Raw genomic sequence first — 13,265 nt, forward strand, 5'->3', positions numbered from 1 at the left:
CACTTTAGTCAAGAATTACCAAGGACAAATAACCCATGACTATTGACTATTGACTAAATCTCTGCTTTCATCTCATCAATTTCAAATAAAGATACGATGACTCCTGTAATAGGAATAGAGATAAAAACTCCTAACAAACCTGCAACTCTAGCACCTACTAATAAAGCAAAAAATACTACAACAGGATTTAGATTTAGAGCATTTTGCATAATTCGCGGTGCAATCAAATTATCTTGAATTTGTTGAAGGATAATACAAGCGATTAAGACTTTTAATGCTAACCAAACATTTTGAGATAGCACAATCAACGTAATTGTACTAACACCTAAAGTTGCGCCTATCCCAGGAATGATATCTAAAAATCCGACTATTACTGACAATAATAAAGCAAAAGGTACTTGTAATAATAGAAAAACTATAAAACTAGTTGTTGTTAAAAATAAACTTAATAATAACTGACCACGAAAGAACCCTAAAAAGCTCCGTCTAATAATATTGGTAAATCTAATTCGGCGCTGTTTAGGGACTATTTTTAAAATAAAATTCCACAGCTTTTCGCCATCTAATAACATAAAAAATGCTACAACCGCAATCAAGACAAAAGTTACGAAATTAGTCAATAACTGTTGTAAAAAAGTTAAACTGGTGACTAAACCTGATATAGCCTGATCGCGTAATTGCTCTTCAATGACACTTAAATCTATTTGTAGATTGCGGTTCCTGAGAAATTCTTCTATTCTTTCTAAAAAAGGCGCAAGAGAAGTTAAAAAACCAGAAATACTGTCGATTAATTGCTGTCCTTGAGATAATACCGCAATCCCAACGGTGATCATCAATCCTCCCAAAATCACGATACTGAGCAAGAAAACAACAATCACAGCCACACCATGAGGCAAAAACCGCCGCAACCAATATACAGGGTAGCTAAGTAAGAACGCTAAAATTGCGGCGAATGTAAAAATAACTATGACTGCTTCAAAATATCCTAAAAGTTGCACAAAAGCCCAACCAGCAGCCACTAACAGCAAAAAGCGGACTAACGCCAAATTATTCAAACGATTCCAAAAATGCTTGGCATCCAATCCACTCATATAATTTAAAAATAAGCTAGTTTAGCGATTTGCTAGTAGATATTAGCAACATAGAAAAATCCAGTGGCGATCGCTACTACCTAAAAGTATATTTCTCATTAACGTCCTAAATCGTGCATTTCGTTGATTACTGCGGCACACTTTTGGGTTACAGCTTCTAATTGTTCTTTATTAGTAGAACTAGGAGGGTCAATCACCTCACCAATTCTGATTGTGAGGGGAACAGCACGCGGTAGAGACGAGCCTTTTGCTAAAATTCCTTCAGTTCCCCACAAGCTCACAGGTAAAATCGGTGCTTGCGCCTTGGCTGCTAGTAATGCTGCGCCTTTTTTTGGGTCAGTAATTTTACCATCACTAGTGCGAGTACCTTGTAAAAAAACTCCCACTGCCCAACCATTTTCTAAACATTCTAAAGCTGCCCGAATTGCATTGCGATCGGCGCTACCTCGGCTCACGGGGTAAGCACCATACAATTTAATGGCTTGTGCTAAAACCGGAATTTCAAATAATTCTTGTTTAGCCATATATGCTACTGGACGACGCACACAATTAGAAACAATGGGCGGGTCAAAGTAACTAGCATGATTGCTGACAACTAATAATGGATCTGATTGCGGCACATTTTCCACACCATAAATCTTGCCCTGAAAGTAAGCATGAAGCATGGGGCTGACAACCGACCATTTAAAGGCGTGGTAAAGTGCCAGACTAATAAGCGGTTCACGACTGCGAGACATAAGAAGGATGAATTATGAAGTATGTAGCCGCTTTTAGCGGTGAAGCAGTGAGTTGGGCGGGTACCCCGACTTAAAGCAACTGCTGTTAGCGCAGCGTTAGCGACGCAGGAGCGTCACCCGAAGGGCTTGCCACAGGCTAGTGTGAAGTCAAGTATTTCATACTTCATACTTCACACTTTTGAATTTTTTAGTCCGGTAATTCAGCACCATTACGGACGTTCTTTAAGATTAAATCAGAAGTGGTACGTTTAATTAAACCAGTTAAGACATTGCCAGGGCCAATTTCTATGACTTGTTCAATGTTATTCACTGGTAATTGCAAAGAAATTTCTCGCCAACGTACCGAACCAGTCATCTGTTGAGTTAGACGCTGTTTTAAAATTTGGGCATCAGTCGAGGGTACAGGCTCAACATTCGACATCACGGGTATAGTTGCAGGCTGAAATTCAACAGTTTCCAGAATCTCTTGGAATTCACTCGCCGCCGTCGCCATTAGATGTGAGTGAAAAGCGCCAGAGACTTTTAAAGGAATAGCTCGTTTGGCTTTAACTTGAGACATGACCGCTTGTACAGCATCAGGAGTACCAGAAATTACCACCTGTGCTGGACTGTTATCATTTGCCAAAACTACATCTGGTGTTGCGGCTATAACTGCATCTAATTGTTCTTTGTCAAAGTTCATTAACGCCGCCATCATTCCACCTGCGGCACTATCCATCAGTTCAGCACGACGTTTGACCAAATGCAACCCTGCTGACCACTCAAAAACCCCAGCGACATAAAGGGCAATATATTCACCTAAACTATGCCCAGCCACCAAATCTGGTTGATGTCCTCGTTCCCGCATTAAATCAGCGAGAATACTTTCCACTACGTAAAGACAGGGCTGAGTGTAAAGTGTCTGTGCTAACTTTTCTTCTTGGTTTTGGCAGATTTCGCTGACAGACCAGCCTAAGATGGCCTCAGCTTGAGTAAATTTTTCTTTAGCACCTGGTATATCTAATAAGTCTGTTCCCATTCCCAGTGCTTGGGAACCTTGTCCGGGAAACACCCATACAGTTTTAGTCATTGGTCATTAGTCAATAAAAAAATCAAAAGGCAAAAAGCAAAAGTAAAAAATTTTTACCTTTTTACTTTTAACTTTTTACTTATTAATGCTTATTTTCCCCATTTAAAAATTGCTGCACCCCAGGTAAAACCTGCGCCAAAGCCGGATGCAGCAATGATGTCGTTAGGTTTAATTTTGCCTTGTTGCACTGCTTCATCTAAGGCGAGAGGAATAGAAGCAGCGGAAGTATTGCCGTAATTTGCCAGATTACTAATAACTTTTTGTTCGGGAATTCCTAGCCGTTGAGCGACAGCATCTAGAATGCGTTGATTGGCTTGATGTAAGATGAGCCAATCTATTTGATCAACAGTAAGATGAGCTTCAAATAAGGCTTTATCAATAATTTCTGGGACTTTCTGCACAGCAAAGCGGTATACTTCTTTGCCGTTCATGGTGATGGGTTGGTAATGGCCTTGAGAAACGTTGATGTTTGGGAGTATTTCTTGAGCAGTAGCGGCATAGCCAAGGTTGAGGTAATGATTTTGCGTACCGTCACTTTTGAGGGCAAATCCTAAGAGGCGATCGCTTTCACTAGCTTGTAAAACTACCGCACCCGCCCCATCACCAAACAAAATACAAGTTCTGCGGTCTTGCCAATCTACCCATCGAGAGAGGATGTCTGCCCCAATCAAAAGTACATTCTGATATACACCTGTTCTGAGGTATTGAGCGGCCGTTACTAGCCCAAACACAAAGCCAGAACAAGCGGCGGTTAAGTCAAACGCTACGGCTTTCGTCGCGCCTAACTCAGCCTGCACTTTACAAGCAGTGCCAAACAAATCATCAGGGGTAGATGTTGCCAGCAAAATCAGATCTATATCAGTGGCTTGAATTCCGGCAGATGCGATCGCTCGACGACCAGCCGCCGCTGCCAAGGAACTCAGAGAATCTGACGGTTGTGATACTCGTCGTTGACGAATCCCGGTTCTTGTGGTAATCCACTCATCTGATGTTTCAACCAGCGCTGTTAGTGCCTGGTTATCGAGGGAAGTTTCGGGAACTGCCGAGCCACTTCCTGTAAATGCTATGCCTAACTTTTGCACTCCTGCTCTCCCAAGCTCTCAGCATTTTGATCATTGCCTCTGGTGTTTTCCTACAACAAAGGACAAATGACGGATGACAACTAACCCATTACTAACCGCTACCACGCTGTAGGATTTCGTATTGGGAATGAAGCCTTTCTAGTACCTGATTATCTACTGCTTCTTTGGCCATCCGTATTGCACTAAAAATTGAAGGTGCTTGTGAACTGCCGTGGCCGATAAAACAAACTCCAGCCACACCTAACAGTAAAGCACCTCCATGCTCCGCATGATCCATACGCTGCTTAATTCGCTTGAGATTTGGTTTTAACAGTGCTGTGCCAATTTGACCGTGCAATCCTTGGGGCAGTTCTTCCCGTAAAATTTGCAGAATTACGCCTCCCAGAGATTCGGCAAATTTTAGTAAGACATTGCCGACAAAACCATCGCAGACAATCACATCAAATTCTCCAGAAAGCACATCACGCCCTTCAGCATTACCAACAAAATTAATTAGAGAATTATCTCGCAGTAGTTGATGGGCGCGGAGGGCTTGCTCATTACCTTTTGTATCTTCTTCGCCAATATTCAATAACCCGACTTTGGGTGTGTCTGTACCTAATACATACTGGCTATAAATCGAACCCATCATCGCAAACTGCTCTAAAAACTTAGGTCGGCAGTCTACATTGGCACCTACATCTAAAATTAACACTGGCTTGCCAGCCATAATTGTAGGGAAAACTGTACCAATTGCTGGGCGATCAATTCCTGGCAATCTCCCTAAGCGCAGCAATGCTGCTGCCATAGCTGCCCCAGAGTGTCCAGCAGAAAATACAGCATCCGCCTGCTGATTTTTTACCAAATCCATCGCCACATTAATCGAAGCCTTGCGTTTGCGTCTAACCGCATTTAAAGGCTCCTCATCCATAGCGATCGCTTCTTCAGCAGGAACTATCTCCACCCTCTCCAAAGTAGTTTTTGGCGGCATGACAGCTTTAATTTGTTGGGGATCACCTACCAACAAGACTTTCACACCCAATTCTTCACTGGCGCGTAATGCACCAGCAACGATTTCTTTGGGTGCATGATCCCCCCCCATCGCGTCAATTGCTATCCGTGCGCAAGTCGATCCCATTGCTCAGAGCTTCTAGAAACCTTACAAATTTTACCAGATTGGCTTTGTTAAAAAACCTTAACTTTTTGACTGCCAAATTCCTATACTCAGTGCTGAGTCAAGTAAAAACTGCTCAGTACTCCGCATCGTTTGTCACTATTGCAACATATTTTGGCGGCAAGCCCAAGATAACACGCGAGAAGTTAAAAGTAAAAAGGTTCGCCAGCGCGGTCTTGGGGGTTCCCCCCAAGACCGCGCTGGCGAACCCGAAGGGCAAAAGTAAACAGAAAGATACTTTTGCCTTTTTAATTTTAACTTTTGACTTTTTATTGATTGAGTATCCAATCAACTAAAATCCTTACGCCGTAGCCTGTGGCACCGGGGCCGTTGTAGCCATTTTCTTTATCTGCCCACACTGGCCCAGCAATATCTATGTGCGCCCAAGGGGTATCTTTAACGAACTGCTTGAGGAATAGGGCAGCAGTGATCGAACCACCAGGACGCGGCCCGGTGTTTTTCATATCCGCAATGCCAGATTTCAAGCCTTCAAAATATTTCTCTTCCATTGGCATTCGCCAAATTTTTTCGCCGGATGTGGCAGCAGCTGTTTCTAACTGCGAAGCTATCGCATCGTCAGGGGTGTACAACCCGGCGATATCTTCACCTAAAGCGATAACGTTGGCACCTGTGAGGGTGGCTAAATCCACGATCGCATCTAATCCCAATTTATCGGTATACACCAAAGCATCAGCTAAGGTTAAACGCCCTTCGGCATCAGTGTTATTCACTTCGATGGTTTTGCCGTTAGAGGCGGTAAGGATATCGCCAGGGTGCATAGCGCGACCGCTAATCATGTTTTCGGTAACGGCGGAGATGAAGTGAACTTCAGTATTCGGCTTGAGTTGGGCGATCGCTTTTGCCGCACCCAAGGTTGCAGCTGCACCACCCATATCAATTTTCATGGTTTCGATGCCGCTACCTGCACCTTTAATATTCAGTCCACCAGAATCAAAGGTTAAACCTTTGCCAATAATGGCGAGTTTCTTTGTCGGGGTGCCTTCTGGTTTGTAGGTAAGATGAATAAATTTAGGTGGTAAGTCAGATGCTAGGGCAACTCCTAAAAAAGCACCCATACCTAACTTTTCACAATCTTCTTTTTCGAGTATTTGTAATTGTAAACCGTAGTCTTTGGCGATCGCTTGGGCGGTTTCTGCCATTGTAATGGGTGTCACTGCGTTGGCTGGGGCTGCAACCAACTCTCTCGCCAAAATTACCCCAGACACAATTTGATTTGCACGGGTAATCGCGGCTTCTTGTCCCTCGAAACCCAGCAGTTCTACTGTTTCGACCTTTGAACCTTTATCGTCTGGTTCTGATTTAAATCGCACATCCTGGTACAAAGCTAACTGTACACCTTCAGCGATCGCTTGGGCTGTGGCTGCTGGGTCGTTATTCCATAAGGGAAAGCTAAATCCCAGAGTTTTGCTTTTTTGCTTTTTTGCTACTTTAGCCGCCGCTGCCGCCGCCCTCCGCAGACTATCTATTTTCAGCGCGTCTGGCTTTCCTAAACCGACTAAAATAATTTTTTTAACTGAACCACCGCCACTGACACGGGTGAAAACAGTACTGTTGGCTTTGGCTGTAAATTCTTCTTCGGCAATGACTTCTTTTAAGATGCCAGCAAACTTTTCATTCAAAGTCGCCAGTTCACCTGTTAACTCTACCGCATCTTCAAATAATCCAATTGCCAAACTATCGCCTGCCCACTCCAGCAGAGGCTGATTACTAAGTTGAATTGCTGCCATGTTGGGATTTTCTTTAAAGATTCCTTCTTGTACCAGTATTGCTCAAAATTTTGAAGTGTGAAGTCTGAAATATGATTTCAAGTGCTGGCTATTGACTGTTGACCATTGACCATTAATAAAGGACAAATGACCATTGACTTTTATAATTGAAACATCCCAACCTTCTGCATGGCATGACTATGACCTCAGCCTTGACTCCAAACCAACGGGCAGAAGTGTTCTATCCTAGTTCCGATGGTGAACCTGTGGCAGAAAGCTATGCCCATCTATGTGTTTTACTGGCGACGCTGGAAATTCTCCGCCAGTATTTACAAGGACAACAAGCAACAGTTCTGGCGAATCAGTTTCTTTACTACGCTCAAGGATTTCCTAAGTTGCGAGTTGCACCAGATGTGATGATAATTTTTAATGTCGCGCCTGGTGGTCGAGATAATTATAAAGTGTGGGAAGAAGGGGAAGTTCCATCTGTGATTTTTGAGATGACTTCGGCAGGGACAAAAAATCACGATCAGGAATTTAAGAAAACCTTGTACGAGCAACTTGGTGTTAAAGAATACTGGCTATTTGATCCTAAAGGTGAATGGGTACAAGAACAGTTGCAAGGTTATCGGTTGCGGCAAGATAGATATGAATTGATTACGGACAATCGCAGTGAACCTTTAGGGTTGCGGTTGCAAGTAGAAGGAGAACTGATTGGTTTTTACCGAGAAGATACAGGAGAAAAACTGCTTAATCCCACAGAACAGGCGCAAGCACTACGAGAAGCAAAACAAGCTCGACAGCAAGCTGAACAGCAAGTAGAGCAATTAAAGCAACGTCTCCGAGAACTGGGTATTGATCCTGAGCAAATTGAACAAGAATAGAGGCTAGTACCGCTACGCGGAATTAAAAAGTAAAAAGTAAAAAGGCAAAAGTCAAAAAGCTTATATCACAAGATTTTCACTAACTTGAAATGGTTTCTTTATTTCCGCCATGTTGTACTAGGGACTGGAAGCTAGAGGCTAGTGTTGGAATCAGAAGTATTCACTATTGACTCGACTTCAGTAGTGTTAATGTCAAATTTATTGGCGATCGCACTAATTATTTCTTGCTCTAGTGCGGTAGTTTGCTTGTCAAGTTGAACAATTCTTTGGCATTGAGCCAATAATGGTATCGCAAAATCACGGTTGAGTTGATTGAGTAGTGTATCTAATGGTTGCGGTGATTTGATATTGTTGGTGATCGCACTTAGTGAGTTGGGGCTGAGGTTTAATGCTTGCAATTCTGGTAAGATTTTTTCCCAGGTTTTTTCAGGATGGCTGGCAAGAATGATATGAACTAAGATTTGATCCATGATTGCTTGTTGAGCGATCGCTGTTTCTAAGTAATTTTCACTTTCTGCTTTGAGGCTTGCCAAAGTTTCTGGCGATGATAGGGAAACGGATTCATCTAGTTTGGCTTCGTAAAATCGACAAGCGGCATAACCCAGAGAATAGCTTAAGGCAGCATTAGAACTAGTGGCGATCGCGGCTCCTGCAAATGGCACATTTCGCAGCAAAGCTAATCCAGCTGCTTTTAACAGTCGATTTCCACCCAAACCCAAACCAAAAATTGTTAAAACCTCACCTTTCCGCGCTGGATCTTTTAAATCTAGGTTATAAGCCGCCGCAATTTGATACAGCATTTCTGACTGCAATTTCAAGGTTGCGGCTAAATCCACGGCTAATAATGCTGCTGCTACCCCTGGTAAAATACTACTGGCAAATCCAATCCCCCCAGCTTTTGTAGCTGTTTCTAGTATGATGCGATGAGAAATTTGGCTAGGCGATTCTTGTGGGTGTTGTTGCTTGAGTTTTTTGACTGTGGCTGCGGCTTTTTCTAGGTCAACATTTTCACTAGCACCGATTAACCAATTAAGATTCAAAAATCCTGATAGTTTGCGGATGAGCCAATTTTGATTGAGATAATTGACTACCTCACCAGTGGTTTGAGTTGCTTGTCCAAATAATTGATGCGTTTGTTTTGTTGCGGCTACGCCAAGTCCCCAGGCTGTATCGATAAATGTTTTACCAGTGATGGCTAAAGAGTCAAATAGGGATAATTTTTCTGTGGCGGATGTTTGATGGGTAATTTCTACTTCTGGTTTTTTTTGGGGTTGTTCTGTCATTGTTTTGCCAGTCGCTCTAGTCTGTTTGTAGCGAAATTTCAAGCGACTTGACATCTCCCAACAAGTACAAGTTTGTTGAGTACTTCAGGGATAATTTGTCTCACCTAGAAACGCATACTTCTCTACGAGAGGCTGCGCCAACGACTGTGCGGTAGTTGTGCGTTGTCGAAACTCAGTAACCAAAGGCGCAGAGAGAACAAGGAGTTTATTTTTGTCGAACTACTTAAGCTCAACCTACTTCCTTAACTTGTAATTGGTAAAATTTATTATCCCTAGTTTCCAAAAAGTTGTTGTTTTTGAGAATCTCATAAAGGCTGATATCTTGTTCTAGCAAACAGGCGTGTCCACTATTTGGCAGTATCAAAACTTCAGCATTGGGTAATATACCCGCTATCCGTCTTACTTCATCTACAGAAGGCAAAAGGCGATCGCTTGCACCTGCAATTAACAACACTTGCTGAGTTAGGCGGCGTAACTGGCTGTCATCCACTGCAAATTGTCTCAATAAAGCCAACCGCCAATTAACTGTTGCTGATGGAACAGAACGCATGGTTTTTAGCAGCTCGTGGCGATCGCTTCTAGTCATCCGTTCTAAGGATGCCAGAAACGGTAATAATCCCAATGCGCCGACATCATAAAAAGATTCTGGCACTAAATATGTTATCTGGGATGCCCAATCTAAAAACGGACGTAGGCGAAAAGCTGAGGCGGGATTAATCAAAATAATGCGTTTAAACAAATGCGATGCTTGGGTGGCTACTTTCATCGCCAAACATCCCCCAAATGATTCTCCACACAAATAAACTGGTCTCTGGGAACTTTTCTCTAATTCTGCATGAATTAAATCCAAGACATTTTTCGTTAATTCTTCCCATGTTGTCAGGATCTTTTCTGGGGATCGCCAAACAGCGCACATCAAAGCCAGCTTCTAACCCCGATGTTTGCGATCGCAGCAACTCACCAGTACCATCCATTCCCGGTAAATAAACAAACAACGGATACTCTGGTTGGACTCGTTTCGGAGTCAGAAAACATGGCTTTAGATCAACTTGTGGCATTTTACAATTTCAATTTCCTTGGCGATTGTGATAAATTTACCTGCATACAACAACTATCTTTTGATTTGGATGATTGCTTACTAGATTCGCTACAGTATTACAGACAAAACTCTGTTAAAATCATAACTCAGCTAATCAAAACTCACTTAAATATAAGATAAATTTCTCATAAAGATAACTCAATCTTATGAGCAGATAATATCAGACAATATTTAGCAAGATATATCAAAACTAGGCAACAAATTACAATTAACCCTCAAGTAAAATTAGCAAAAAATTGCCGCGATTAATTTTTTTCTGCTAGTTTGTACATTAATAACATCCTTGTTGGAGTAAATGTGCGATTTCGCTGTGGCAGTGTTCGGTTAGTTCAGAAACCACATTTTTTGCTTGTTTGCCATGATATTGATGTTGATGAGCGTTTGTAATCCAATAAGGACGACCAATTAGCACAGCCACCCGTTGATATATGACTAATGGATGCCATCCATATTGGTTAAATAGAGGTTCGGAGGGGTCGAACAAACTCAACATTTTTAGGGGAAAAGCTGTAGTGTTGACTTCTTCTAAGGAGGCGATCGCAATTGGTAAAATTGCTAAGTCTGGTACACCAGAACGCAACGCCAAATGGGCAAATCCCCGCTGAAATTCCCCAACTACAGATTTTGGAGTTGATTGCACCATTGGTTCAGCCCCTTCAGGAAACACTCCTACCATCTGTTGAGACTTTAATAACATTTGTGATTGGGCAAAAAAGCTTTGCTGCCGGTTTTGATTAATATCTAAAGGAAAACAACCTAATTGTCCGGTGACAATCTCTCGCAAAATTGGGACTTGTCCCATGTAGTGATGGCAAGCAAAACGAATCGGACTTGATAAAGCTGACATTAAAATCATCGCATCCATAAAGCTGCGATGATTGCTCACTATTAACAAACTTGCATCATCAGGAATGCGATCCTCGTAATAGCGAAACATTCGTGTGGAAAACGTTGCTAAGAGCAAGCGAGAAATGTCCAAAGGACTATTTAGACTCATATCTAAATATATTTTTGGGAAAATATCGTAGTTTATCTTGACTCAATTTTTACATTTCTTTACTAATGCCACGACCGTCTTAGGATAGAAATGTCTTATCTATTAAAAGGAAATGATTTTTCTATGTTTGGAGCGTTGTACTTTTAGTCACAATACTATGTAAGAAATAGCATCAGTTCAAGGATATGAAATGCTCTATTAAGTTTTTTGAGCAGAAATTAGCCAGATTTGTACTGATGACCAAACATTTGTGAACTCTAGAAATTTGCTAATATTAAGAGGAACTTTGAAAAAGCGATAGTAATGTTATATAATTGCGTGGTTTTGCCCTCATAATTAATTAAAAAACGGTTTAATAATTTATTTTTATTTTGCATGAACCTAGTGGATAAAACAGACCAGACATTTGCACTGACAACACCCCTCTATTATGTAAACGATGTCCCACATATTGGAAGTGCTTATACAACGATCGCCGCAGATGTAGTGGCTCGATTTCAAAAGCTTAAGGGACATAGAGTACTGCTAATAACAGGTACAGATGAACATGGGCAAAAAATTCAACGTTCGGCGGAGACTTTAGGAAAAGCACCCCAAGAATTTTGTGATGAAATTGTCCCTAGTTTCGTTAGCTTATGGGAGAAATTAAACATTCAATATGATCGCTTTAGTCGGACAACAGCACCGCGTCATGAAGCGATCGTCAAAGAATTTTTTGGGCGAGTTTGGCAAAAAGGCGACATCTACCAAGGACAACAAAAAGGCTGGTACTGTGTAGCCTGCGAAGAATTTAAAGAAGAAAGAGAATTATTAGCGGATAAGCGTTGTCCTATTCATACGAATAAACCAGTTGAGTGGCGCGACGAACAAAATTACTTCTTTCGGTTATCGAACTATCAAACCCAGTTAGAACAATTTTATCAATCTCACCCAGATTTCATTCAACCAGAAAGCCGTCGTAATGAAGTCTTAAGCTTTGTGAGCAGAGGTTTGCAAGACTTTTCGATTTCCCGAATTAATCTCGATTGGGGTTTTCCTGTACCAACTGATCCAAAACAAACCCTATACGTCTGGTTTGATGCACTCCTGGGTTATGTCACAGCATTATTAGAACCCGATGCTGAACCAACCTTAGATAACGCTTTAGCGACATGGTGGCCGATTAATCTGCATTTAATTGGCAAAGACATTCTGCGCTTTCATGCAGTTTACTGGCCAGCCATGTTAATGTCAGCAGATTTACCTTTGCCAGAAAGAGTGTTTGGACATGGTTTTTTGACCAAAGATGGGCAAAAAATGGGTAAAGCGCTGGGTAATACCCTTGATCCTATTGCTCTAGTCGAGAGATATGGTAGTGATGCGGTTCGTTATTACTTTCTTAAGGAAATCGAATTTGGCAAAGATGGCGATTTTAATGAAAGTAGATTCATTAATGTTCTAAATGCAGATTTGGCAAATGATTTAGGTAATTTGCTTAATCGCTCCTTGAACATGGTGAAGAAGTACTGTGCTGGTAATGAACTGTCAATTTCCGATGAAACAATTTCTGCTGACAATCCTTTGAAAAAGATTGGCTTAGATCTAGGGGAAAAGGTTCAACAAGCATATCAGACGTTAGCTTTCAATCAAGCCTGCGAAGCTATTCTGTCATTGGTACAAGCCAGTAATAAGTTTATTGATGATCAAGCACCTTGGTCGCTATATAAACAAGGACAGCAGCAGGAAGTAGAAAAAGTGCTTTACGCAGTTTTGGAAGCGGTGAGGCTGTCAGCGTATCTTCTTGCACCAGTTATTCCCAATATCAGTAGCGAAATTTATCAGCAGCTGGGTTTTGGAATCAACTTTAACGAACAAAATCAAACAGCAAATGCTGCCCCATTTTCCATTCATTCCAAATGGGGGTTACTATCTAATAAACAACTGTTGGGGAATCCTCAACCAATCTTTAAACGCATAGAACCTCCTAAAAACGATTAGTTTTTTTAATCTCTTTCAGACAATTTTCTAATCTTTCAAATCTCGCCAAAAATTTATCGGGGCTGAACTTAAATAATTAGCCCCGGAAAATTATCATAAAACTCTCTAACTAAATGTAAAAGTTGGAAATTCGTATCAAAAATAACCAGATAAAAATGAGGTATGA

General features: G+C 41.5%; 11 protein-coding genes and 1 pseudogene. 3 read left to right on the forward strand and 9 right to left on the reverse strand.

Going from position 1 to position 13,265, the window contains the following annotated elements; genetic code table 11:
- Positions 1-53: 53 nt before the first annotated feature.
- The 5 genes from AC504W_RS03255 to plsX form a co-directional block, all read right to left on the reverse strand.
- Positions 54-1,091: an AI-2E family transporter gene (locus tag AC504W_RS03255; RefSeq protein WP_494876228.1), complete on the reverse strand. Its 1,038-nt coding sequence runs from the start codon at positions 1,089-1,091 to the stop codon at positions 54-56.
- A gap of 98 nt (positions 1,092-1,189) precedes the next feature.
- Positions 1,190-1,828, reverse strand: coding sequence for a lysophospholipid acyltransferase family protein (locus tag AC504W_RS03260; RefSeq protein ID WP_494876229.1), 639 nt, complete (start codon positions 1,826-1,828; stop codon positions 1,190-1,192).
- A gap of 187 nt (positions 1,829-2,015) precedes the next feature.
- Positions 2,016-2,897, reverse strand: a complete 882-nt coding sequence (gene fabD / locus AC504W_RS03265; RefSeq protein WP_494876230.1) for an ACP S-malonyltransferase — start codon at positions 2,895-2,897, stop codon at positions 2,016-2,018.
- Between the two features lie 89 nt (positions 2,898-2,986).
- Positions 2,987-3,979 carry a beta-ketoacyl-ACP synthase 3 gene (locus tag AC504W_RS03270; protein WP_494879534.1) on the reverse strand — a complete coding sequence of 331 codons (993 nt, stop codon included), beginning with the start codon at positions 3,977-3,979 and terminating at the stop codon, positions 2,987-2,989.
- 91 nt (positions 3,980-4,070) lie between these two features.
- Entirely contained in the window at positions 4,071-5,096 is a 1,026-nt protein-coding gene (gene plsX / locus AC504W_RS03275; protein ID WP_096583911.1) for a phosphate acyltransferase PlsX, read from the reverse strand.
- Positions 5,097-5,185: 89 nt separating this feature from the next.
- Between plsX and AC504W_RS03280 the strand changes: the two genes are divergently transcribed.
- Positions 5,186-5,428, forward strand: coding sequence for a hypothetical protein (locus tag AC504W_RS03280; protein ID WP_494876232.1), 243 nt, complete (start codon positions 5,186-5,188; stop codon positions 5,426-5,428).
- Here the strand turns inward: AC504W_RS03280 and AC504W_RS03285 are convergent.
- A complete protein-coding gene (locus tag AC504W_RS03285) occupies positions 5,402-6,880 on the reverse strand; it encodes a leucyl aminopeptidase (protein ID WP_494876233.1) in 1,479 nt (492 codons plus the stop codon). The two genes, AC504W_RS03280 and AC504W_RS03285, sit on opposite strands and share 27 nt — an antisense overlap.
- Positions 6,881-7,059: 179 nt before the next feature.
- Between AC504W_RS03285 and AC504W_RS03290 the strand changes: the two genes are divergently transcribed.
- Complete coding sequence (locus tag AC504W_RS03290) at positions 7,060-7,743, forward strand: Uma2 family endonuclease (RefSeq protein ID WP_494878545.1); 684 nt, start codon at positions 7,060-7,062, stop codon at positions 7,741-7,743.
- A 131-nt stretch (positions 7,744-7,874) separates the two neighbouring features.
- Here the strand turns inward: AC504W_RS03290 and AC504W_RS03295 are convergent, their stop codons facing one another.
- The 3 genes and pseudogenes from AC504W_RS03295 to AC504W_RS03305 form a co-directional block, all read right to left on the reverse strand.
- Positions 7,875-9,026, reverse strand: a complete 1,152-nt coding sequence (locus AC504W_RS03295; protein ID WP_494876234.1) for a hypothetical protein — start codon at positions 9,024-9,026, stop codon at positions 7,875-7,877.
- A 229-nt stretch (positions 9,027-9,255) separates the two neighbouring features.
- Positions 9,256-10,084: pseudogene (locus AC504W_RS03300) on the reverse strand (alpha/beta fold hydrolase).
- A gap of 312 nt (positions 10,085-10,396) precedes the next feature.
- A complete protein-coding gene (locus AC504W_RS03305; RefSeq protein WP_494876237.1) occupies positions 10,397-11,122 on the reverse strand; it encodes a lysophospholipid acyltransferase family protein in 726 nt (241 codons plus the stop codon).
- Positions 11,123-11,497: 375 nt separating this feature from the next.
- On the opposite strand from AC504W_RS03305, the gene metG reads away from it, so the two are divergent.
- Complete coding sequence (metG, locus tag AC504W_RS03310; protein ID WP_494876238.1) at positions 11,498-13,099, forward strand: methionine--tRNA ligase; 1,602 nt, start codon at positions 11,498-11,500, stop codon at positions 13,097-13,099.
- The last annotated feature ends 166 nt before the right edge of the window (positions 13,100-13,265 follow it).

The sequence above is a fragment of the Nostoc sp. C96 genome (assembly GCF_059384975.1).